The sequence below is a fragment of the Thiomonas islandica genome, assembly GCF_055383445.1.
This window is the reverse complement of record NZ_AP042391.1, coordinates 1,388,269-1,410,805: the sequence shown is the minus strand read 5'-3', so window position 1 is coordinate 1,410,805 and position 22,537 is coordinate 1,388,269. Positions and strand designations below refer to the sequence as shown.

Sequence of the window (22,537 nt, the reverse complement as noted above, 5' to 3'; positions counted from 1 at the left end):
AAGCAACAACCAGCCACCATGCCAACCCGCCCGCATTTCACTGCTGCGCTCGGCCAGCCCGTCCCCGGATTTACCGCCCCTCCCCCACCCGGGAAAACTGCGTTGATCGGCGCGAGCTGCACGCTGGAACCCGCCGACCCGCAGCGCCACGCCGCAGACCTCTACGCCGCGCAAACTCTGGACGCCAGCGGTGACAGCTGGAACTACCTGCCCTACGGTCCGTTCGCCTCGGCATTCGACTACCAGGCCTGGATGCAGGCCACTTGTCTGGGCCAGGATCCGCTGTTTTTTGCCATCGTCGATTCAGGCACTGGCCGCGCCACCGGGATAGCCAGCTATTTGCGCATCACCCCGGCGGCTGGCAGCATCGAGATCGGCCACCTCTACTTCTCGCCCTTGCTGCAACGTCAGCGCGCGGCAACCGAAGCCCTGTTCCTGCTGATGGACCAAGCTTTTGCACTGGGCTACCGCCGACTGGAATGGAAATGCGATGCGCTCAACACCGCTTCGCGTAAGGCGGCACGGCGGCTCGGATTCAGCTTCGAGGGGGTATTTCGCCAGGCCGCCGTGGTCAAAGGCCGCAACCGTGACACCGCCTGGTTCAGCATCATCGACGGGGAATGGCCCGCACTGCGCGCCGCTTTCACGCGCTGGCTGGCCGCGGAAAACTTCGATGAAAAAGGGCGACAGCGCGAGCGCCTCTCGGCACTCACCGCCGCCGCCCTCAGGGGCACAGTCGAGGATCAGGCGGAGTAAACCGGGAACGCGTCGGTCAGCTTCTTCACCTCGGCGCGCACCCGCTCCAGCGTGGCCGCGTCGTGCGGGTTGTCGAGCACGTCAGCGATGAGGTTGGCAGTCTTCTCGGCCTCAGCCTCCTTGAAGCCGCGAGTGGTCATGGCTGGCGAGCCCACGCGGATGCCCGAGGTGACAAAAGGCTTTTCAGGATCGTTCGGGATGGCGTTTTTATTGACCGTGAGATGCGCCTCGCCCAGCACCTTTTCGGCTTCTTTGCCGGTAATGCTCTTGGAACGCAGATCCACCAGCATGACGTGCGATTCGGTGCGTCCGCTGACAATGCGCAGGCCGCGCCGCGTCAGCGTTTCTGCCAGCACCCGGGCATTGGTCAGCACCTGCTGCTGATAGATTTTGAAGTCAGGTGCGAGCGCCTCTTTGAACGCCACCGCCTTGCCGGCGATCACATGCATCAGCGGCCCGCCCTGAATGCCGGGGAAAACTGCGCTGTTGATCGCCTTGGCATGCCGCTCCTTCATCAGGATGACGCCGCCGCGCGGCCCGCGCAAACTTTTGTGCGTGGTCGTCGTCACCACATCGGCGTGCGGGACCGGGTTCGGGTACACGCCTGCGGCGATCAGCCCGGCGTAATGCGCCATGTCCACCATGAAGTAGGCGCCAATGTCCTTGGCCACGCGGGCAAAGCGCTCGAAATCGATGCGCAGGCTGTAGGCGCTGGCGCCGGCGATAATGAGCTTCGGTCTGTGCTCGTGCGCCAGGCGCTCCATCGCGTCGTAATCGATTTCCTCCTGCGCGTTGAGGCCGTAGCTCACCACCTTGAACCACTTGCCACTCATGTTCAGTGGCATACCGTGCGTGAGGTGTCCGCCTTCGGCCAGACTCATGCCCATGATGGTGTCACCGGGCTGGAGCAGCGCGAAGAACACGGCCTGGTTCGCTTGCGAGCCGGAGTTGGGCTGGACATTCGCGGCCTCTGCGCCAAAGAGTTGCTTGACGCGGTCGATCGCCAGCTGCTCGGCGATGTCGACAAACTCGCAGCCGCCGTAGTAACGCTTGCCGGGATAGCCTTCGGCGTACTTGTTCGTGAGCTGCGAGCCTTGCGCCTGCATGACCGCAGGCGAGGTGTAGTTCTCGGATGCGATCAGCTCGATATGGTCTTGCTGGCGCTGGTTTTCGGCTTGAATGGCCGCCCACAGCTCGGGGTCGGTCTGGGCGATAGTGATGTTGCGGTCGAACATGGAAAGAGTCCAGGTAACGGCCCGCGGCTTGCCTGAGTGAAGGCAAGCGCACAAGCCTGGGCTGATCAAACTCATTGACAGCGATGGCGCTGGCCCAGGCGAACGGCTAAAAGTCCAGCACTCCCCGGTGGTCGATCCCACCTCGAGACCGGACGGATCGCCGGTCTCTATCGCCAGTCGTGCAGGCCTGTATGGTAATGCGTTGCGCGACCGACTTCAGGTCAGTGAAGACGACTTCTGCGCCGCAGGCGCAGGCTCGACCGCGACCGCCGGGCTGACCGCAGCCGCATTCGGAGTCGCACCGCCGTGCGTTGCGGCTCGGGCGGTCAGTGGCGTTGCTTTCGGCGCCACCCCGGCAATCCGTTCGAGCTGCATTTGCTCGGCCAGCACCTTGTCGGCATAGCCGCCTTCGGCTGTGTCTGTCGTGGCGCCGACGTAGTAGCGCAGACCGGCGCGCACCGAACCGCCGCGCTTGATCGCGTCCTTGAGCACCACCGCGCCGACCCGCAGATTGGCCAGCGGATCGATGCTGGCCTGCGGGCCGCCGAATGGCGCGAATTTGTCGCGATGCACCCCGGCCATGACCTGCATCAGCCCGGTCGCGCCTGCGCCACTGGCAGCGTAGGGGTTAAACGAAGACTCCACCGCCATGACCGCAAGAATGAGCAGAGGGTCGAGTTTTTCCTGACGTCCCACGGTCCAGGCCGCACTGACCAGCTGCGCCATGGCATTGGGCGCGATGCTGTAGCGCCGCGCCAGCCAGTTGGACACCGCGCGCTGCTGTGGCGTGAGCTCGGGTGCCGCCAGAGGAGGCACGGGCGCAGCCTGCACCGCAGGCATCAGCGCATCGCTCGGCTTTTGCGCCAGAGCCTGCAGTTCATCTGCCGCGGTCTTGCGCGCCATGACCCATTGCGTCAGACCACGGTCGAGCATCGAGACGGCTTTGGGCTGGAAATACAGATAAACCCCACCCAGCACCACGAACAAGCCCACCATCATCAGGGTCTGGTGGGTCAGTTCCCAGAATCCACCGAGCAGGCGGCGTGCGCGCGGCAGGGCAGAATGCATTGCGTTCAACATGGAACACTCCTGTGTCTAAGCGGAAACGCTGCTGCAGACAACAACCTTGCAGAGTCATTTCACGGGGGCACAGATCCGACAACACAGGCTCACCAAGGGAGCCCGACGGCCTAAGATGCCGGCTGCGCATCAGCCGCGCATCCAGTGCGCCGCCAGTTGCAGTCAGTGGCGGCCAGGCGTGTTTCGGGACGAGTGTGCAGCCCGCCTGATCGACAGGCGTATTAGGGCAAACACGGAGTGGATTTTAGGAACATCGATATTCCTGGTCAACGCACACGGTCTTTTCATTCAATTCTTATAGTTATATGAAATATCGTGACCTGCGCGATTTTCTCGCCCAGCTCGAAGCCCTTTCCCTTTTGCGCCGCAGTCGGCAGTCGGTCTCGCCTGAGCTGGAAATGACCGTGGTCTGCGATGCCCTGCTTCGCGGGGGTGGGCCTGCGGTGCTGTTCGAGCAGCCCACCGGCTACGCCATGCCGGTACTGGGCAATCTGTTCGGCACTCCGCAGCGCGTGGCGTTGGGCATGGGAGCGCAGAACACCAGCGAACTGCGGCGCATTGGCGAAGTGCTCGCCCGGCTGAAGGAACCCGAGCCGCCGCGTGGCCTGAAGGACGCGGGCGAGCTGATGCAGCTGGTCAAGGCGGTCTGGGACATGCGGCCGCACAGCGTGTCGCGCCCGCCCTGCCAACAGGTGGTGCTCGAAGGCAGCGATGTCGACCTGAACCGCCTGCCGATCCAAACCTGCTGGCCGGGAGACGTCGGCCCGCTGTTGACCTGGGGACTGGTCATCACCCGTGGCCCGCAAAACGTGCCATCGCCGCGCAAGCGGCAGAACCTGGGCATCTATCGCCAGCAGCGCATCGGCCGCAACCGGCTGATCATGCGCTGGTTGGCGCATCGCGGCGGCGCACTCGACTTCCGCGAATTCGCGCTGGCCAATCCGGGCAAGCCCTTTCCGATTGCCGTGGCGCTGGGTGCCGATCCGGCCACGACGCTGGGCGCGGTCACCCCGGTACCAGACACCTTGAGCGAATACCAGTTCGCCGGCCTGCTGCGCGGCTCGCGGACCGAAGTGGCCCGCTGCATCGGCCTGGACCTGCAGGTGCCGGCCACTGCGGAGATCGTGCTCGAAGGCCATATTCCACCTGCCGCCCCAGGCTGGCGCGGCAAGAGCGACACCGGCATGCAGCTGATGGAAAAAAACGGCTACCTGCATGCGCTGGAAGGGCCATTCGGCGACCACACCGGCTACTACAACGAGCAGGAGTGGTTTCCGGTGTTCGAGGTCGAGCGCATCACCCACCGCGAACAGCCTATTTACCACTCCACTTACACTGGCAAGCCGCCGGACGAACCCGCGGTGCTTGGCGTGGCGCTCAATGAAGTGTTCGTGCCCATCCTCCAAAAGCAGTACCCTGAGATCCAGGATTTTTATCTACCGCCCGAGGGCTGCAGCTACCGCCTGGCCGCGGTCTCGATCCGCAAGGCCTATGCCGGCCATGCCAAGCGGGTGATGTTCGGCATCTGGGGCTTTTTGCGGCAGTTTCTCTACACCAAGTTCATCATCGTCACCGACGCCGATGTGAACATCCGCGACTGGAACGATCTGATCTGGGCAGTGACCACGCGGGTCGATCCAGTGCGCGACACGGTGCTAGTGGACCACACGCCGATCGACTACCTCGATTTCGCCTCGCCAACCGCAGGCCTGGGTGGCAAGATGGGGCTGGATGCGACCAACAAGTGGCCCGGCGAGACCGCACGCGAATGGGGCCGGGTGATCACCCCGGATGCGCAGGTGGTGGCGCGCATGCAGGGCGTGATCGAGGCGCTGCTGTCCTAAGACAACAATGAACAAGTCCCCTGCGCGCTGCGCATCCGGAGCTGCGCGCGGTCTGCAGTGTTGCCCCAAACCCGATCGACGGCAAGACTGCAATGCCCCTATGGGCGAGTCATGTTTGCCTTGACGCTGTCTCGACCGGGGGGTAGCTTTGAGCCGTCGTCGCAGTTCGGCTGCGGCGGCAAACAGCCCGGACTGAACCCGGGCTGACTTGACCCCCATCATGCATCCCTCTGCATGATCTGGACAGGCGGCAACACACCCGACTGTCGGACCTCCGGGCCGCACACCGTTTCAGGTTGCGGCCCGATTCATTTGAGGCACTGTTTCAGTGCATGCCCGGGTGCATTCCCTTGCTCGGCATGGCTCGCCCGCCGCCGATGGTTTCGCGCGGCTCGACCTTGAGTTGCACATCGAGTTGCGCACCGCTGGCGAGCTTGATGGTCACCGGCACCAGATCGCCGAGCTTGAGCGGTTGCTTCAGGTCCATGAGCATCAGGTGGTAGCCCGATCCGGGCTGCATGCGCACGGTCTGGCCCGCAGGCAGCGCAATGTCGCTGACCTCGCGCATACGCATCAGGTTGTTCTCCATGCGCATGGTGTGCAATTCGACATGGCCGCAGGCAGGAGATATCGCGGCGACGATGCGCTCGTCGGTTTTGCCATGGTTGACGATGGTCAGAAACCCGCCGCCGTTGCGCGCACCCGGAATGGACGGCAACGCCTGCGCCTGGATGACTTCGACGTCGCCCGTACGCTGCGCCCAGGCGACAGGGGAAAAGCCCAGCAGCAGGACGGCGAAGCCGGCAAGCAGTCGACGGCCCTGGGGGTTAAAGCGCATGGTCATGTGTTCACTCCTTCGGATCAAAACGACGTGGGCGTGCGCAGCAGACTGCGCGACAATCGCCCCATCCAAACCGCGCATTCTGTCAGCAGCGGACAATTCAGAGGCCGCGACAAATTGCCGCACACTCAGTCACTGCCATGCCCACCTCTGCCCTGCCCTCGCTCGCCCAGCGCATCACCCTTGCCGGCGGCTGCTTCTGGTGCCTCGACGCCGTGTACCGTCCGCTGCGCGGGGTGCTGCAGGTGGAATGCGGTTACAGCAACGGACACACGCCGAACCCGAGCTACCGCGAGGTCTGCACCGGAACAACCGGTCATGCCGAGGTGATCCGACTCGACTTCGACCCGGCCGTGCTGCCGCTCGATGCGGTGTTCGATGTGTTTTTTGCGATGCACGACCCGACCACGCTCAACCGTCAGGGCCACGACGTGGGCACTCAATACCGCTCGGGCATCTACACCCACGACGCGGCGCAACTCCAGGCTGTGCAGGCTTATGTCCAGGTCTTGCGCGACCAGAAGCTGTTTGCCGCTCCGATCGTCACCGAAATCGCGCCCGAATCGAACTACAACCCGGCAGAAGCCGAACATCAGAACTATTTCGCGCGACATCCCTATCAGGGCTACTGTGCTGCGGTCATCGCCCCCAAGCTTGACAAACTGCGCAGACGCTACGCTGCGCTGTTGCGTCCCGACGCATAAGCGCGCCGCAAACGGCAACCAGCCTGCGCGTGGGCGCTCTGGAATGGGCGCGGATCACCCTGGGCGCGCTGATCGGTGTGGCCATCGTCGGCTGGGCCAGCCAGCGCATCGAAGGCGGCATCGGGTGGACACAGCTGACCTGGCTAGTCGCACCCATTGGAGCAAGTGCGGTCATCGTGTTTGCGCTGCCGAGCAGCTCGCTGGGGCGACCGTGGTCGGTGATCGGTGGCAACACGCTGGGCACTTTGGTGGGCATTGCCAGCGCACTGTGAATTGGCCCGCCCTGGTTCGCGGCCGCGGTGGCGGTGAGCGCAGCGATCGCCCTGATGACTCTGGCGCGCTGTCTGCACCCGCCCGGCGGAGTCTGCGCGCTGCTTGCGGTGCTCACGCACACCACGGACTGGCGCTTTGCCCTGGTGCCGGTGGCAATGAACTCGGCCCTGCTCGTGCTCAGTGCACAGCGATGGCATGCCGTCACGCGCAGACCGCACCACGCCCCCATGCCTGCGGACGACGCCGTGTTACCTCATGCCGACGAGCTCGCTAGCGCCATCGACACGGCGGTCGAGCACTATGGCGAAGTGCTCGACATCGACCGCGCCACCCTGCGCAACCTGCTCGAGCAAGCGCAGACCCGCGCCTACCGCCAGCGGCTCGACAGCGTGCGCTGCTGCGACATCATGCAGCGCGATGTCCAGACCGCGCGCCCTGATGAAAGCGTGGCCCTAGCCCTGCGGCGGCTGGAAGAACACGCCATCAAGGCGCTGCCGGTGATCGACGCCGATCACCTGGTCATCGGCATCGTGACCGCGGCTGACCTGCGCACCGATCCAGACGCGGCCCGCAGCACCTTGCGTGCATCGACCACACCTGTGGCTGCGCGCATGACGCGGCAAGCCCAGGCGGTGTCGCAGTCGCGCCATCTCTCCGAGCTGATTGCGCTGTTTGCCAGCAGCGGCCATCACCACATCCCGGTCATCGACGACAACGCGCGGCTGGTGGGCATGATTACCCAAAGCGACGTGATGCGCGCATTGCACCGACCTGCGCCGCAGACGACAAGCTGAAATCGCGCCTGTCGAGCACTCGGAACACATGGATTGACGGATTTATATGTTACGTTATAACTTACATACTTCGTTCCGATCTTGCCGACAGTTCGCCAATGAACACCACACCGCGCCCCTGCCTGCCCCTGCATCCGCTGTTTGCCGCCTGCGCGCTGGCGCTTTGCCAGAGCGCATTTGCGCAGACCTCAGCACAGCCGACGCCGCTGCCTACGATCGAGATCGATGCCACACCGGTGGTCGGCGCGCCAGGAGCGCCGACGCTCGATCTGTCCGGCCCGCGGCTGCTGCTGCGCCAGGGCGGGAGCGACACGTTGGGTTCGGCGCTGTCCAGTCTGCCCGGGCTGAGCTCGACCTGGTACGGCCCGAACGCCGACCGACCGGTTGTGCGCGGACTGGACGGCAACCGCGTGGACATCCTGTCCAACGGCTCGGCGCTGCTCGACGCATCGGCGGCGAGCTACGACCACAACGCCCCGCTCAACCCGCTGGCGGCGCAGTCGATCGAACTGCTGCGCGGCCCGCAGGCGCTGCCATATAGCGGCGGCGCAGCCGGCGGTGTGGTCAACGTCGTCAACGACGACATCCCGCGCGCGGTGCTGCGCGGGCTCGACGGCCTGGCGCAAGCGCAGGCGGACTCGGCGTTCCACGGCGGCTCGGCAGCGTTTTCGCTCGACGGCGGCAACGGCCGGCTCGGGCTACACGCCGACGCCTACCACCGCGAAGCTGGCGACTACAGTGCGCCGGGACACGCCACCGCGCCATCGATCGAAAATGGCCGGGTGCGCAATTCCGCCGCGCGCGGCAGCGGCGGCAGCCTCGGCGGCGGGCTGAGCGGCAACTGGGGATACCTCGGCGCGGCGGGCTGAGCGGCAACTGGGGATACCTCGGCGCGGCGATCAGCCGCGACGACAAACTCTACGGCACCATCGTCGATCCGAACGTGCAGATCGACATGCGCTCGACCCGCGCCAGCCTACGCGGCGCACTGCGGCACGTGCTCGGTGCCGAGAGCTTGAACCTCTCCTACACCCACACCGACTACCAGCACACCGAGCTCGACGCCGGCCAAGCAGCGACCCGCTTTGTCAACAAGGGCGACAACTTGCGGCTGAGCGTGCGTCACAGTCTGGGAGCGCTGCGGCTCGACGCCGGGGTGCAGGCGCTGCGCTTTGATTTTTCCGCGCTCGGCGACGAGGCCTTCCTGCCGCAGACGCACACGCGCAGCACCGCGCTGTTCGCGCTGGCGAGCACTGCGCAGGGGCCTTGGGCCTGGTCGACGGGCGCACGGATCGAGCAGGTGCGCGTCGCCTCCGACGGCGAGGCGGCAACCGGCGTGGCCCGCTTCGGCCCGGCAAGCGCGCGGCGCTTCACCCCGCTGAGCGTCTCGTTCCAGGGCGAGTACACGCTCCGCCCGGGCTGGATGCTGACCGGCACGCTCTCGCACAACGAACGCGCGCCAAGCTACGATGAGCTTTATGCCAACGGCCCGCACGACGCCACCGGCGCCTACGAGCGCGGCCACGCGGCGCTGCCGAAGGAGCGCAGCAACAGCATCGAGGCCGGGATCAGGTTCGCGCAGGGTCGCGCGCGCTTTTCTGCCACGGCGTTCTACACCCGTTACGCCAGCTACATCGCGCTGATCCGCAGCGGCAACACGGTCGATGGCGACGGCAACCCCGTCCTAGCTGGCACGCAGGACGCACTGCCGGAGTTCAATTACATGGGGGTGCGCGCACGCTTCGTCGGCATCGAGGCAACGCTGCTGCAACCGCTGCTCGAGCGCGCTGGCGTGCGTCTTGACCTGGCTGCGCGACTGGACTGGGTGCGCGCCGACGACCTCAGTAACGACCAGCCGCTGCCGCGCATCACCCCGCTGCACTTCACCCCGTCGCTGGTCTATGCCAGTGGCGCGTGGCAGGCGCGCGCCGAACTGCAGATGGCCGCGCGGCAGAACCGTGTGCCGAACAGCGATCTGCTCGGCCCCACCCCCGGGTATGTGCTGCTCAACGCCAGCCTGACGCGGCGCATCAACCTCGGCGGGCGCAGCGGCCTGTGGTTGCTCAGGCTGAACAACCTCACCGATCAGACCGGGTACAACGCCGGCTCGATCGATACCCTGCGGCGGCTCGCGCCGCTACCCGGCCGCGGCATTGCAGTTGGCGTGCAGCTCAGCCTGTGATCAGCGCGCCTGCCTGAGCATGCGCTGGATCTGCGCATCCGACGGCACGCCGATCAGCATGTCGGCGCGACCGTCGGCCTTGCGCCAGATCACCACTGGCACGCCGAACAGCTTCTGGCTGTTGTACAGCGCCAGATTGGCCGCCAGTTCGGCACGCACCTTGGACGAGACGTCCTTGGCTGGTTCGATGCCGCCGCCGGGCTGGCCGTTGGCGGCAAAGTCGTAGTCGTCCTCGTTCTTGTAGAACGCCTGCACTGGATCGCTGGCCTGCAGAATGGCTGCGGCCTTGGGCAGGCTGCTGGGCGTGAGCATGCCCAGCGGAATCCAGCGAAACTGCACATCATCCTTGCCGACAAAGGGACGCAGCTTTTTGTAGAGCTGATGGCAGAACGGGCAATTGGGGTCGAAAAAGATATAGATCGCCCGCTTGCCCGTGCCTTCGGCAATGAAGGTGGCCTTGGAGATATCGGCCAGCACGCCTTCGGCCTGCCTTGCGCTTTGCGCATGGACAGCGGGCAAGGCGCCTAGCAATGGCGCAAGAGCCAGAGCATGCAGGAGTTTGCGGCGATGCGCGGAAAGTCGCAGAGACATGCGGGTCTGCCTGATGTTGTCGATGTTCGGTGGAGCGAATAATGCTGCATTTTTCATGCATTGGCACGCCATGTCTGTCCATCTCCCCGCCGCCTGTGCCGCCTGGATGCAGCCCGACTTCCAGTCGGTGCTGCTCGCCGAGCTGCGGCAATCCGGCGTGTTGGTCGGTGCGCTGCAGCGTGGCATCACCCGCGGCAGCCACGCCCTTGCTGACGACGTCTGCCTGATAGTGCTGCAGCGCAGCGAGACGGCAGAGCGCCTGCAGGTGCGGGCCGGGCTGAGCTATTTCAGCATCATCCCCGGCTGCGCCTGCGAGGCCGACCCGACGCCGATGAGCGAGCTGCCGGAATATGTCGAACTGCAGATCGACATTCAGCGTGCGGACGGCGCCGCAACACTGGACATTCTCGACGATTAAGGCGCCAGCCGCTGCCGTAGCCAGCTGCCGTCGGGCTGCAGCGTGTAGCTCAGGCGGTCGTGCAGCCGCGACGGACGGCCCTGCCAGAATTCCCAGGCATCGGGCACCAGACGGTAGCCGCCCCAGTGCGGCGGGCGAGGTGGGCTGATGCCAAAGCGCAGGCCGTATTCCGCGGCGCGCTTGAGCAGTACTCTGCGCCCGTCGATCGGCTCACTCTGCGGCGAGGCCCAGGCACCGATGCGCGAGCTCAGCGGCCGGCTGGCGAAGTAGGCGTCCGACTCCTCGGCGCTGACCTTCTCCACCCGGCCCTCGATGCGCACCACGCGTTCGAGTTCCACCCAGTGAAACTGCAGCGCGGCAAACGGATTTGCAGCGAGTTCGCGACCCTTGCGGCTGTTGTAGTTGGTGTACCAGACCAGGCCACGCGCATCGACATGCTTGATCAACACCACCCGGGTGGACGGGCGGCCATTGGCCCCGACGGTGGCCAGGGTCATCGCGTTGGGCTCGGGCAGCTGCGCGTCCAGCGCCTGCTGCAGCCAGTGCTCGAACTGCTTGAGCGGATCGGCGTCGGCATGGTTCTCATCGAGTTCGGCGCGGCTGTAGTCCTTGCGGAGATCGGAGAGCGAATTCATGTGCGCAGTATAGGAATGGCCGGAATAGCCGGTATTTCGCACTGGATGTGACCCTTGTCACACAGTTGTATCAAAATTTTTCAATATTGCTTTTGATCAATGGCTGCGTCGAGCGCCGGGCACACAATTCCATACCTTTTTTCTCAACTACTACTGCCATGTCCACCGCTCAAAGTCCTCACGCCGCAGAACCGGCGCACGCCAGCAGCTGGCTGGCGCACTTTCCCATCACCCTGTTTGCCACCATCATGGGCACCACTGGCCTGGCCATTGCCTGGCACAAGTCGGCGCAGGTGCTGTCGATGCCGCACGGCGCGGGCGTCGGCCTGAGCTATGCCGCGCTGGCACTGTACGTCGTGTTGCTGCTGGGCTATGGCGCCAAGGCACTGCGCTACCCCGGTGAAGTGAAGGCCGAGTTCAACCACCCGGTGCGTATCAGCTTTTTCCCGGCGATCTCGATCAGCGCGCTGCTGCTGTCCATCGCCTTCCTGCATGTGCAGCCGCAGTGGTCGCAGGTGCTGTGGTGGAGTGGCATTGCGCTGCATCTGGTGTTCACAGTGGTCATCATGTCGTCCTGGATCCATCACACCCATTACCAGATCCAGCATTCCACGCCGGCGTGGTTCATTCCAGTGGTGGGCAACATCCTGGTGCCAATTGCCGGCATGACCCACGGCTCGCCGGAAATCTCGTGGTTTTTCTTCAGCATCGGGCTGGTGTTCTGGATCGTGCTGCTGACCGTGATGATGAACCGCTTTTTCTTCCATCCCCCGGTGCCTGCCAAGCTGCTGCCCACGCTGTTCATCCTGATCGCGCCGCCAGCGGTGGGCTTTCTGTCTTATCTGGCGCTTGACGGCGGCGTGGTCGACAGCTTTGCCCGCGTGCTGTTCTATGTGGCGTTGTTCACTACCCTGCTGCTCTTCTATCAGATCCCGCAATTCCGCAAGGTGCCGTTTTTCATGTCATGGTGGGCCTACTCCTTCCCGATGGCCGCCATCACCATCGCCAGTCTGACCATGGGCAGCAAGATCGGCAGCGGCTTGTTGATGGGCCTGGGTGGCGTGCTGCTTGCGGTGACCACCGCGCTGATCGCCCTGTTGTTCATGCTCACCGTCAAGGCCATCGCCGACGGCAAGGTGTTCATCCCCGAATGAGGCCGCGATGCCTTCGACCCGAACCCGGCGCGGCCGGGTTTTTTGCGCCGGTGCGCGGCGCCGAACGCTCAGCCGTGCTGCTGCAAAAAGCAGCGCAGCTCGCCGACCGACCGCACCAGACCGACAGGGGCCAGGGCCTGTAGTTGTGCAGCGGCGTGCGCGCCGTAACTCACTCCAATGGCATCGCACTGCGCATTGCGCGCCATCTGCAGGTCGTGCGTGGTGTCGCCAACCATGACCGTGCGCTGTGGCGGACTGGCGAGTTCGGCCATCAGTTCGTGCAACATGGCCGGGTGTGGTTTGGAAAAGGTTTCGTCCGCAGTGCGAGTGGCGTCGAACAGGCCACGCAGCTCGGGCCGGTCCATCGCCCGGGCCAGCCCGATGCGCGACTTGCCGGTGGCCACGGCCAAGTTGTAGCCCGCCGACTTGAGTTCGTGCAGCAGGTCCAGCACACCGTCGAACAGCACCAGCTGCTCGTCGAGGGCAAAATAATGTTTGCGGTAGGCCGCCACCAGCCGCGGGTAATCGGCAGGCGGCAAGTCGGGAGCGGTGTGCCGCAGCGCGTCTTCCAGCCCGAGCCCGATCACATAGGACGCCTGCTCGCGGCTCGGCACGGTTAGCCCCAGGTCGGCGCAGGCGCGCTGGATCGCGCCGCTGATCGCCGCGGTGGAATCCATCAGCGTGCCGTCCCAGTCGAACACAATCAGGTCGTAATTCTGTCGGTGCATGGTGGCACGCTCACGGAAGGCTCAGCATGGGCTGCATTGTGCCCGCAAATGATGCATCCACTGCACCCAATCGGGCGGCAGCGGCGCCTGCAGTTCGAGCCGCGCGCCGCTGACCGGATGCGCGATTGCAAGCGACTGCGCGTGCAGGAACATGCGTTTGAGCGGCGGCAGCCCCGCGACCAGCCCGCGCGCCAGCAAGGCGTTGAGCGCGTCGTCGCCGTATTTGTCATCGCCGACGATGGGGTGTCCGCTGTGCGCCAGATGTACCCGGATCTGATGCGTGCGACCGGTCAGCAGCCTGGCCTGCATCAGCGTCAACCCGCCCCACGCTCCCAGACCGCTCAGCGCAAAGCGTTCTTCCGGGCGAAACTGGGTGCGCGATGCCTGGCCGATCTGCGCGTCCACCCGCACGCGGCGTTCGCCATTGGCCAGCAGGTATTTGTGCAGCGGCGCTTCGACCGTGACCGCACCGCGCGTCCACAGCCCGGCCACCAACGCGACATAGCGCTTGTCCGCATGACGCTCGCGCAGTGCCGCGTGCAGTGCGGTCAGCGCGCTGCGCTTCTTGGCAATGAGCAGCAGACCGGAGGTATCGCGGTCGAGTCGGTGGACCAGTTCAAGGAATCTGGCCGACGGCCGCGCCGTGCGCAGCGCTTCGATCACCCCGAAACTCACCCCCGAGCCGCCGTGCACCGCCACGCCAGCGGGTTTGTTAATCGCCAGCAGGTAATCATCCTCGAACACGATGGGAAACTGCAGCGCCGGGGCCTGGCGCGGCGCATCAGCATGCGCCAGCCGCACCGGCGGGATGCGCACCTGGTCGCTGGCGCGCAGCTTTTGGTCTGCGCTGGCCCGCCCCCCGTTGACCCGCACCTCTCCAGAGCGCACGATGCGGTAGATGTGACTGCGCGGCACCCCCTTGAGATGACGCGCGAGAAAGTTGTCCAGCCGCTGCCCCTCGCCTGCATCCCCGACCTGAAGCAGCCTGACCTGGGTCGATGGGGCGGTGTGCATATAATCGGGCGTGAAGTCGTGGAGTCGAAGGGCGCGGATTTTGGCAATGATTCCGCGGAGTTGCATTGAGCAGCTCGGCGCTGTGCCAACACTGTCGCGAATGCGTCGGCAGGGCGTTTGCAGCCTGCCGGGCCGTCGAAACTGCCCAGCCGAGGTGCGCATTCTAGATTCGGCCCCACACTGTTTCCGTTGCCGCGCCGCCGCCCTGGGCTGCGGCAACGCGAACAGGCTTCACCCTGATGAGCGTTGGCCCAGAGCCCGAACGACGCGGTTGCGCAGTGTCTACCAGATGCGCAACGCCCGACGGACTTTGCCACCCTGGATCTGAAACCCTTGAATCGACCATTCGCCCACGACCGCAGCACAGCGCACACCGCGCGCTGTGTGCCGTTGCCGCGGGCGAAACCTGCCTGTGCTCACCCACCCCACCCTCCTGCCCGTCTGCAGCGTGCGATCGCCGCCGCAGACCCGGCCCGTGTGCCCCCGGACCAACGGTCTGGTGCCGCAACCCAGGTGCCGCGCTGCGGGGCGCAACGGATGGATGCTCCGGCATGAGTGCCGTCTGATTCTCGGCCGGCTGGTGTCGCTGCAATACCTGCAAGCACACCGGCACGGTTTCAGCTCCGGGCCACAACGTATGGGGGCGCAATTGCGCCCGCTTTGGATCGGCCGCCGTGCGCGGCCAGGAGCAATGAGATGAAACGCATGTTGTTCAACGCCACGCAGTCGGAAGAGTTGCGCGTGGCCATTGTCGACGGGCAGAAACTGCTCGACATCGACATCGAGCAGGCCGGGCGCGAGCAGCGCAAGGGCAATATCTACAAGGCCGTGGTCACGCGGGTCGAGCCCTCGCTCGAAGCCTGTTTCGTCGACTATGGCGAGGAGCGTCACGGCTTCCTGCCGTTCAAGGAAATCTCGCGGCAGTATTTCAAGGAAGGCGTGCCACCGTCGCAGGCGCGCATCCAGGACGTGATTCGCGAAGGCCAGGAATTGCTGGTGCAGGTGGAAAAGGAAGAGCGCGGCAACAAGGGCGCGGCGCTGACCACCATCATCTCGCTGGCCGGACGCTACCTGGTGCTCATGCCCAACAACCCGCGCGGCGGCGGCGTGAGCCGTCGCATCGAGGGCGACGACCGTCAGGAACTGCGCGTGGCGATGGAACAGCTGCAGTATCCCGAGGGCATGAGCCTGATTGCGCGCACCGCGGGCATCGGCCGCAGTGTCGAGGAGCTGCAGTGGGACCTGAACTACCTGCTCAAGCTGTGGAGCGCGATCCGTGACGCTGCCGACTCGCAGAAAGGCGCGTTCCTGATCTACCAGGAGTCCTCGCTGGTCATCCGCGCGATCCGCGACTATTTCACCGCGGACATCGGTGAAATCCTCATCGACACGCAGGACGTGTTCGAGCAGGCGCGGCAGTTCATGCTGCATGTCATGCCCGACACGGTCGACCGTGTCAAGCGCTACCGCGACGACCTGCCGCTGTTTTCGCGCTTCCAGATCGAACAGCAGATCGAGACCGCCTACTCGCGCACGGTCAGCCTGCCGTCCGGCGGGGCGATCGTCATCGATCACACCGAGGCACTGGTGGCGGTCGATGTCAACTCGGCGCGCGCCACCCGCGGCAGCGCGATCGAAGATACCGCGCTGCGCACCAACCTGGAAGCGGCAGACGAAGTGGCGCGGCAGATGCGGCTGCGCGACCTGGGCGGCCTGATCGTGGTCGATTTCATCGACATGGAAGAGCCGCGCAACCAGCGCGCGGTGGAGGACCGCCTGCGCGAGGCCATGCGCCAGGACCGCGCGCGGGTGCAGGTGAGCAAGATTTCCAAGTTCGGCCTGCTCGAATTGTCGCGTCAGCGGTTGCGTCCGGCGCTGTCCGAAGGCGCTTACGTCACCTGCCCAAGGTGCAACGGCACCGGCCATATCCGCGACACCGAGTCGAGCGCGCTGCAGATCCTGCGCATCATCCAGGAAGAGGCGATGAAGGAAGGCACCGCGGCGGTGCATGTGCAGGTTCCGGTCGAGGTCGCCTCCTTCCTGCTCAACGAAAAGCGCGCCGAAATCACCAAGATCGAGCTGCGCCAGCGCCTGTCCATCCTGCTTATCCCGAACAAGCATCTGGACACGCCGAACTACAAACTCGAGCGTCTCAAGCACGACGATCCGCGCCTGGACAACCTGCCGACCAGCTACAAGATGGCAGACGAGATCGAGGAAGACGCCGCCATCACCCGGCGCAACCGCGAACACCGCCCGCGTCAAGAAGCCAAGGTGCAGGGCATCACGCCCGAAGGGCAGGCGCCGATGGCAGCCGTCGAGCCACCGGCCCCTGTACCTGCTGCCACGGCCACCACGCCCCCCCTTGCCGCACCAGCACCCGCTGCTGCGGGCGGGCTGTTCGGCTGGGTCAGGCGTCTGTTTGGCGCCGCACCGCAACCCGCCCTGCCCACCGAACCCGTCCAGCCCGCGCCGCCCCCTGCTCCGGCGCTGACCCAGCCGGACAGTGCAACCAGCGCCCGTGGCCCACGCAACGGCAACGGGCAGAACGGTAACCGGCGCCGCGGAGGACGCGACCGCCAGATCGAAGGTCGCCAGCGCCCCAAGGCAGACGGCAACGAAATCACCGTCGACAGCACTCAGCCAGCAGAGGCAGCACCTGGCCGCAGCCGGTCGCAGCGGGCACAAACTGCCAACCCGGAGCGTGAGAGTCAGCGCGAACGCAAGCCTGAAGAAGCCACCACGCGCAAACCGCAAGCCGATGCCGCAGGCCAGGCCGCGCCCCCCAACACCGGCGCCACGGCACAAATCCGCACTGACACCGCCAGCCGCAATGGGCAGCGTCGCCCGCGCCGCGATGCGGTGGAAAACGTGCCCGCTGCCGCGCCTGATGACGCCGGCCTGATCGCCCTGGAAAGCGCCGTGCCCGCCGAGGCGGTGGCACCTGACCAGCCCGCCGACGGCGAGAACGACGCAGCGCAAACCGAGCGCAAGACGCGCAACCGCCGCGGCCGTGGCCGGCGTGGCGGACGGCGCGAAGCAGGTGCTGCAGCCCAGAGCAGCCTGACCCCGGCAGAACCCGAAGACGTCGCCCAGACCGACAGCGACCAGCCTGCCGAAGCACACGGTCCGAGCTTTGGTTCGCTGGCCGCCCCCGTCGTGCCGCTCGGCACGCTGGCCGCGGCGGACCAGGGCGGCGCGCAAGCGGCGCCCAGCGCCCCACCCGAGACGCTGCCGGCACTTTCGCCGTCGGCCCCGTCGCCGGCCATGCCGCAGCCTGCGCAGCCCGCCGCGGCTGCGGAAATCGCGCCGGATGCGCCGCAACCGCCGCCGAGCCCGACGGCTCCCGCCGCTTCGCCCCAATCCACTGCCGATGTCTTGCCCGTAGAAGAGTTGCGTGCCAGGGTACAGGCCGCCGGGCTGGTGTGGGTGCAGTCCGACCCACAGGCCATCCGCCGGGCGCAGGAGGCGCTGGCGGCACAGCCGGCGCCGATCCATGTGCCGCGCGAGCGCAAGCCGGTGCCCAAGCTGGACGAGGGCCCGCTGATCCTGGTGGAAACCGTGCGGACGCTGCCCACGCTGCCACTGCCGGAAAACACCCGGCAGACGCATTGACCTGCGCCCGCCGGCGGCGCGCTCAACCCTCGCTGCCGCCGCCTGCGCTGCTGCCGGCGCGCAGCCCGCTGGCCACATCCGGATAGCGCAGGGTCGCGCGCAGCTCGGCCTTCATCCGGGTGTTGTCCAGCCGGCGCGACTCGCGCATGAAGCTGAGCATCATCGGGCTCAGGCCCGCGGCTGTCGCGCCGGCGCGCGTCACGCGCGGCGGGCGAGGCAGGCCGTACAGGTCTGCCGCGAGATCGAAGTATTCTCCCATGCGCAGGACGCTGTCGTCGCACACGTTGTACACCCGCCCCGGCGCAGCGCGGTCCAGCGCGAGCAGGCACAACCGGGCCAGGTCGTCGGCATGGATGTGATTGGTGTAGACATCGTCCTGCGGCGCCAGCACGGGCAGACCACGCGTCAGCCGGACTCGCGGCGAGCGCAACCAGCCGTCGTAGATGCCGGGGATACGCAGCAGACCGACGTGCCAGCCCTGCTGCCGCCCGGCCTGCCGCCAGCGCTGCTCGGCGTCGCAGCGGCGCTGCGCACGCTCTGTCTGCGGCATGCAGCGCCGGGTTTCGTCGACCCGCTCGCCCGCGCAATCGCCGTAGACACCGCTGGTGCTGGCATAGACCACGCGCAAGGTGTTTTTCCCGGGGCCGGATAAGATGCTGGCCTGTCTCAGTCTGGAAATCAGATGGCGGCTGCGCAGGTCGAGCGTGCCCGAGGTGTCTGCCGGCGGAGCGAGCATCAGCACCCGCTGCGGCGCCAGACGGGCGAGTCGCCACAAGGTTTGCGGCTGGTCGAGATTGCCAACGATGGGCACGATGCCCGCCGTTCGCAGCGCGTCCAGCCGCTCGGGCGACGAGGTCAGCGCCAGCAGCCGGTATCGCCCACACGCCAAAGCCGCCACCCGCATGCCGATGTCACCGCAACCCACGATCAGCAGGCGGGGCCGCCGAAGTCGCTTCGTTCCAATCATGTTCTATCCCTGGTCTATCCTGTCATGAGCCACCGAGTCACTGTCCAGCCCAGCGGCCATCAGTTCACCGTGCAGGCGGAAGAAACCCTGCTCGCCGCAGCGATCCGCCAATCCGTCGGTCTGCCCTACGGCTGCCAGGACGGCGCCTGCGGTTCCTGCAAATGCAGGCTGCTGCAAGGCGAGATCGCACTCGGGCCGCATCAGCTCAAGGCGCTGAGCGAGAGCGAGCGCGCACAGGGCTTTATTCTCACCTGCCGGGCCAAGGCGCTCAGCGATGCGGTGATCGAAAGCCACGAGGTGGTCGGTGCTGGCGAGTTCCCGGTAAAAAAGATGCCGGCCCGGGTCAGCCGCATCGAGCGTCTGGCACCCGACGTGATGCGTGTGATGCTGCAGCTGCCTGCAGCCGATCCGCTGCGCTACCGTGCCGGCCAGTACATCCAGTTCCTGCTGCCGGGCGGCGTGCGGCGCAGCTATTCGATGGCCAACGCGCCCACCGAGGCACCGCAGATCGAGCTGCATGTGCGCCATATGCCGGGCGGTCGCTTCACCGACCATGTCTTCACCGCGATGAAGGAAAAGGACATCCAGCGCATCGAGGGGCCGTTCGGCAGCTTTTTCCTGCGCGACGATCCGCACGCCAAGCCGATGATCTTTCTCGCCTCCGGCACGGGCTTTGCGCCGATCAAGGCCATGCTCGAGCAGATGCAGGCCAATGGCGATGCGCGCGAGGTCACGCTCTACTGGGGCGGACGCAAGCAGCACGACCTGTACCTGCGCGACTGGGTCGAGCAGCAATGCGCGGCCATGCCCAATCTGCGCTTCATTCCGGTGCTGTCCGAGGCGCAGGCGCAATGGGCCGGGCGCACCGGCTTCGTCCACCTCGCAGTCATGGCCGATTTTCCCGACCTGTCGGGCCACGCGGTCTATGCCTGCGGCGCGCCGGTGATGGTCGACGCCGCGCAGCGCGATTTCACCCAGCACTGCAGGCTGCCGCCCGATGCATTTTTCGCCGATGCCTTCACCACAGAAGCCGACAAGGCCGGCGCGCAGGCCTGACGGGCGGGGCCAGGCGACCCCTTGCCCTACTGCCCCGCCGACTCGCCGAGGTAAGCCGCGCGCACCCTAGGATCGTCCAGCAGTGCGTCGGCCGGGCCGGTCATGGTCACTAGTCCCGAGTCCATGACATAGCCCCGGTCGGCCAGGCCCAGCGCGCGCTTGGCGTTCTGCTCGACCAGCAAAATGGTCACGCCCTGCTTGGAAATATCCTCGACCACTTCAAAAATCTTGTCGACCATAATCGGCGACAGGCCCATCGACGGCTCGTCGAGCAGCAGTACCTGCGGACGGCTCATCAGAGCACGGCCCATCGCCAGCATCTGCTGCTCACCGCCGGACATGGTGCCTGCCAGCTGGTCACGCCGCTCCTTCAGGCGCGGAAAGATGCCGTAGACCCTGTCGATGTCGCTGGCGATCTCTTTGTCCTTGCGGCTGTAGGCGCCCATCAGCAGGTTTTCCTGGATGGTCATGCGGGTGAACACGCCCCGCCCTTCCGGCACCATGCACAGCCCCTGGCGCACCAGCTGGTAAGCGCCCTGGCCATTGATATTGCGGCCGGCGAACTGCACCTCGCCGTCAGTGATCGGCTGCAGTCCGGTGATGGCCTTGAGGGTGGTGGTCTTGCCCGCGCCGTTGGCGCCGATCAGGCTGACCAGTTCGCCCTTGCGCACTTCCAGATCGATGCCCTTGACCGCTTCGATCCCGCCATAGGAGACCCGCAGGCCGGTGACTTGGAGAACGATGTCGGCCATGCTCAGTGCCCCCCTGCGCCCAGATAGGCTTCGATGACTTTCGGATTTTTCTGCACCTCGGCAGGCATCCCTTCGGCAATGATCTTCCCGTAGTCGAGCACGGTCACGCGGTCGCACAGCCCCATGACCAGCTTGACGTCGTGCTCAATGATCAGGATGGTGCGGCCGTCTTTCTGGATCGCGCTGAGCAGCTCGCGCAGCTGCAGCTTTTCGGTGGCATTCATCCCGGCGGCCGGCTCGTCGAGCGCCAGCAACTGCGGATCGGTGGCCAGTGCGCGGGCAATCTCCAGGCGGCGCTGGTCGCCGTACGACAGGGTGCGGGCGCGGAAGTCGGCGTAGCGCTCGATGCCCACATACGCCAGCAGCTCGAGCGCACGCGCGCGGATCGCGCTTTCCTCGGCCTTGAAACGCCTGGTGCGAAACACCGCGCCGATCACCGCACTGCGAGTGCGCACATGCCGGCCGACCATTACGTTTTCCAGCGCGGTCATGTCCGGGAACAAGCGGATGTTCTGGAAGGTGCGCGCAATGCCTTCGCGTGCCACCTGATGCACCGCGGCCGGCTTGTACGGCTTGCCGGCAAGGATGAATTCACCCGAATCCGGCGGATACAGCCCGGTGATGACATTGAAAAACGTGGTCTTGCCCGCGCCATTGGGGCCGATCAGGCCGTAAATCTGACCGCGCTCGATCCGGATGTCCACATCGTTAAGCGCCTGCAGACCGCCAAAGCGCTTGGACGCGCCGCTGACTTGCAACACGGTCTCGCTCATGCCTTGCCTCCTTGCTGCAGCGGATTGGGTAGCTTGGCAATGCCCTTGCCATGCTCCGGCGCAGGCCACAGCCCCTTGGGTCGCATGATCATCACGATGATCATCGCCAGTGCGTAGATCAGCTGGCGCAGGATGCCACTGTCGATGAACACATGGCCAAAGGCGTGCTGCTGCCAGTCGGAGATGAAACCGGTGTAGCGCAGCGCCTCGGGTAGTACCGACAGCAGCACCGCACCGAGGATGACGCCGGGAATGTGCCCCATGCCGCCGATCACCACCATCGCCAGCACGATGATCGACTCCAGCAGCGAGAACGACTCGGGCGAGACGAAGCCCTGGAAGGCGGCGAACATCACGCCGGCGACGCCGCCGAAAGTCGCCCCCATCGAAAACGCCAGCAGCTTCATGTTGCGCGTGTTGATCCCCATCGCCTTGGCGGCGATTTCGTCCTCGCGCATCGCCATCCAGGCACGGCCGATGCGCGAGTCCTGCAGGCGGTAGCTCAGCGTGACCACCAGCACGACCAGGATCAGGAACAGCCAGTAATACTGCGCCACCGAGGGAATGGTGTAGTTGCCGATCTCGATGTTGTGGTTCAGGTCCCAGCCGAACAGGCGGATGCCGTGGATGCCCGAGATGCCCTGCGGGCCGTTGGTGATGTTGATCGGCGCGTTCAGGTTGTTCATGAAAATGCGGATGATCTCGCCAAAGCCCAGCGTGACGATGGCCAGATAGTCGCCGCGCAGCTTGAGCACCGGCGTGCCCAGCACGATGCCGGCACCGGCTGCCAGCGCGGCCGCCAGCGGGATGACCAGCCAGATCGACACATCGAAGCCGTTGGGAAACATCGCGCCGAGGCTGTCGAAATTGCTGGTGAGCTGGTTCGACGACAGCAGCGCGTACAGATACGCGCCGACCGCGTAAAAGGCGATGTAGCCCAGGTCGAGCAAGCCGGCCAGGCCGACCACGATGTTCAGGCCCAGCGCCAGCATGATGTAGAGCATGGCAAACGCCGCGATGCGCACCCAGGCGTCACCGGCGATCTGCAGCACCAACGGCAGCGCGATGAGCGCCGCGCCGGCGGCAACGATCCAGGCCCAGTTCTTTTGTTTGTCCATGTTGCTC

The 22,537-nt window shown here is 65.7% G+C and carries 21 protein-coding genes, 1 pseudogene and 1 riboswitch; of the genes and pseudogenes, 11 read left to right on the top strand and 11 right to left on the bottom strand.

Going from position 1 to position 22,537, the window contains the following annotated elements; all coding sequences use genetic code 11:
* Positions 1-18 precede the first annotated feature (18 nt).
* On the top strand, positions 19-756 hold the full coding sequence (locus ACZ47F_RS06800; RefSeq protein WP_464926515.1) for a GNAT family N-acetyltransferase: 738 nt from the start codon (positions 19-21) through the stop codon (positions 754-756).
* On the opposite strand, the gene glyA is transcribed toward ACZ47F_RS06800, so the two are convergent.
* Both glyA and ACZ47F_RS06790 read right to left on the bottom strand, forming a co-directional pair.
* Positions 744-1,991: a serine hydroxymethyltransferase gene (glyA, locus tag ACZ47F_RS06795; RefSeq protein WP_464926514.1), complete on the bottom strand. Its 1,248-nt coding sequence runs from the start codon at positions 1,989-1,991 to the stop codon at positions 744-746. The genes ACZ47F_RS06800 and glyA overlap by 13 nt on opposite strands.
* Positions 1,992-2,076: 85 nt before the next feature.
* A riboswitch (ZMP/ZTP riboswitch) is annotated at positions 2,077-2,182 on the bottom strand.
* 25 nt (positions 2,183-2,207) lie between these two features.
* The gene (locus ACZ47F_RS06790; protein WP_464926513.1) at positions 2,208-3,071 is read right to left on the bottom strand and encodes a lytic transglycosylase domain-containing protein; all 864 of its coding nucleotides are present in this window, start codon (positions 3,069-3,071) and stop codon (positions 2,208-2,210) included.
* 305 nt (positions 3,072-3,376) lie between these two features.
* Here ACZ47F_RS06790 and ACZ47F_RS06785 point away from each other — a divergent pair, with 305 nt between their 5' ends.
* Positions 3,377-4,915, top strand: coding sequence for a UbiD family decarboxylase (locus ACZ47F_RS06785; protein ID WP_464926512.1), 1,539 nt, complete (start codon positions 3,377-3,379; stop codon positions 4,913-4,915).
* Between the two features lie 325 nt (positions 4,916-5,240).
* Here ACZ47F_RS06785 and ACZ47F_RS06780 read toward each other — a convergent pair whose 3' ends face one another.
* Complete coding sequence (locus tag ACZ47F_RS06780) at positions 5,241-5,759, bottom strand: copper chaperone PCu(A)C (protein ID WP_464926511.1); 519 nt, start codon at positions 5,757-5,759, stop codon at positions 5,241-5,243.
* Between the two features lie 137 nt (positions 5,760-5,896).
* Between ACZ47F_RS06780 and msrA the strand changes: the two genes are divergently transcribed.
* From msrA to ACZ47F_RS06755, 5 genes and pseudogenes are all read left to right on the top strand, one after another.
* Positions 5,897-6,460 carry a peptide-methionine (S)-S-oxide reductase MsrA gene (gene msrA / locus ACZ47F_RS06775; protein WP_464926510.1) on the top strand — a complete coding sequence of 188 codons (564 nt, stop codon included), beginning with the start codon at positions 5,897-5,899 and terminating at the stop codon, positions 6,458-6,460.
* Positions 6,461-6,489: 29 nt separating this feature from the next.
* Positions 6,490-6,885 (top strand): annotated as a pseudogene (locus ACZ47F_RS06770) (HPP family protein); the annotation flags it as partial.
* A 3-nt stretch (positions 6,886-6,888) separates the two neighbouring features.
* Positions 6,889-7,527 carry a CBS domain-containing protein gene (locus ACZ47F_RS06765; protein WP_464926596.1) on the top strand — a complete coding sequence of 213 codons (639 nt, stop codon included), beginning with the start codon at positions 6,889-6,891 and terminating at the stop codon, positions 7,525-7,527.
* A 98-nt stretch (positions 7,528-7,625) separates the two neighbouring features.
* On the top strand, positions 7,626-8,396 hold the full coding sequence (locus ACZ47F_RS06760; RefSeq protein ID WP_464926509.1) for a TonB-dependent receptor plug domain-containing protein: 771 nt from the start codon (positions 7,626-7,628) through the stop codon (positions 8,394-8,396).
* 86 nt (positions 8,397-8,482) lie between these two features.
* Positions 8,483-9,709, top strand: a complete 1,227-nt coding sequence (locus tag ACZ47F_RS06755; protein WP_464926508.1) for a TonB-dependent receptor domain-containing protein — start codon at positions 8,483-8,485, stop codon at positions 9,707-9,709.
* Here ACZ47F_RS06755 and ACZ47F_RS06750 read toward each other — a convergent pair whose 3' ends face one another.
* On the bottom strand, positions 9,710-10,300 hold the full coding sequence (locus ACZ47F_RS06750; protein WP_464926507.1) for a thioredoxin fold domain-containing protein: 591 nt from the start codon (positions 10,298-10,300) through the stop codon (positions 9,710-9,712).
* Between the two features lie 70 nt (positions 10,301-10,370).
* Here ACZ47F_RS06750 and ACZ47F_RS06745 point away from each other — a divergent pair, with 70 nt between their 5' ends.
* Complete coding sequence (locus ACZ47F_RS06745) at positions 10,371-10,718, top strand: hypothetical protein (RefSeq protein WP_464926506.1); 348 nt, start codon at positions 10,371-10,373, stop codon at positions 10,716-10,718.
* Here the strand turns inward: ACZ47F_RS06745 and pdxH are convergent.
* On the bottom strand, positions 10,715-11,353 hold the full coding sequence (gene pdxH / locus ACZ47F_RS06740; protein WP_464926505.1) for a pyridoxamine 5'-phosphate oxidase: 639 nt from the start codon (positions 11,351-11,353) through the stop codon (positions 10,715-10,717). The two genes, ACZ47F_RS06745 and pdxH, sit on opposite strands and share 4 nt — an antisense overlap.
* 158 nt (positions 11,354-11,511) lie before the next feature.
* On the opposite strand from pdxH, the gene ACZ47F_RS06735 reads away from it, so the two are divergent.
* Positions 11,512-12,507, top strand: coding sequence for an SLAC1 anion channel family protein (locus ACZ47F_RS06735; RefSeq protein WP_464926504.1), 996 nt, complete (start codon positions 11,512-11,514; stop codon positions 12,505-12,507).
* Positions 12,508-12,575: 68 nt separating this feature from the next.
* Here ACZ47F_RS06735 and ACZ47F_RS06730 read toward each other — a convergent pair whose 3' ends face one another.
* Both ACZ47F_RS06730 and ACZ47F_RS06725 read right to left on the bottom strand, forming a co-directional pair.
* Entirely contained in the window at positions 12,576-13,235 is a 660-nt protein-coding gene (locus ACZ47F_RS06730; RefSeq protein ID WP_464926503.1) for an HAD-IA family hydrolase, read from the bottom strand.
* A 21-nt stretch (positions 13,236-13,256) separates the two neighbouring features.
* Positions 13,257-14,249 (bottom strand): RluA family pseudouridine synthase, encoded by a 993-nt coding sequence (locus ACZ47F_RS06725; protein WP_464926595.1) that lies wholly within the window; start codon positions 14,247-14,249, stop codon positions 13,257-13,259.
* A gap of 696 nt (positions 14,250-14,945) precedes the next feature.
* On the opposite strand from ACZ47F_RS06725, the gene ACZ47F_RS06720 reads away from it, so the two are divergent.
* The gene (locus tag ACZ47F_RS06720; protein WP_464926502.1) at positions 14,946-17,864 is read left to right on the top strand and encodes an Rne/Rng family ribonuclease; all 2,919 of its coding nucleotides are present in this window, start codon (positions 14,946-14,948) and stop codon (positions 17,862-17,864) included.
* A 22-nt stretch (positions 17,865-17,886) separates the two neighbouring features.
* Here the strand turns inward: ACZ47F_RS06720 and ACZ47F_RS06715 are convergent, their stop codons facing one another.
* Positions 17,887-18,831 (bottom strand): SDR family oxidoreductase, encoded by a 945-nt coding sequence (locus ACZ47F_RS06715; RefSeq protein ID WP_464926501.1) that lies wholly within the window; start codon positions 18,829-18,831, stop codon positions 17,887-17,889.
* A gap of 24 nt (positions 18,832-18,855) precedes the next feature.
* Here ACZ47F_RS06715 and ACZ47F_RS06710 point away from each other — a divergent pair, with 24 nt between their 5' ends.
* Positions 18,856-19,887, top strand: coding sequence for a CDP-6-deoxy-delta-3,4-glucoseen reductase (locus tag ACZ47F_RS06710; protein WP_464926500.1), 1,032 nt, complete (start codon positions 18,856-18,858; stop codon positions 19,885-19,887).
* Between the two features lie 26 nt (positions 19,888-19,913).
* Here the strand turns inward: ACZ47F_RS06710 and ACZ47F_RS06705 are convergent, their stop codons facing one another.
* Genes ACZ47F_RS06705 through ACZ47F_RS06695 form a run of 3 tightly spaced genes read right to left on the bottom strand, consistent with a single transcriptional unit; the run spans position 19,914 to position 22,530 of the window.
* A complete protein-coding gene (locus ACZ47F_RS06705; protein ID WP_464926499.1) occupies positions 19,914-20,639 on the bottom strand; it encodes an ABC transporter ATP-binding protein in 726 nt (241 codons plus the stop codon).
* Between the two features lie 2 nt (positions 20,640-20,641).
* On the bottom strand, positions 20,642-21,412 hold the full coding sequence (locus ACZ47F_RS06700) for an ABC transporter ATP-binding protein (RefSeq protein WP_464926498.1): 771 nt from the start codon (positions 21,410-21,412) through the stop codon (positions 20,642-20,644).
* Entirely contained in the window at positions 21,409-22,530 is a 1,122-nt protein-coding gene (locus ACZ47F_RS06695; protein ID WP_464926497.1) for an ABC transporter permease subunit, read from the bottom strand. The genes ACZ47F_RS06700 and ACZ47F_RS06695 overlap by 4 nt, the downstream gene beginning before the upstream one ends.
* Positions 22,531-22,537: the final 7 nt, after the last annotated feature.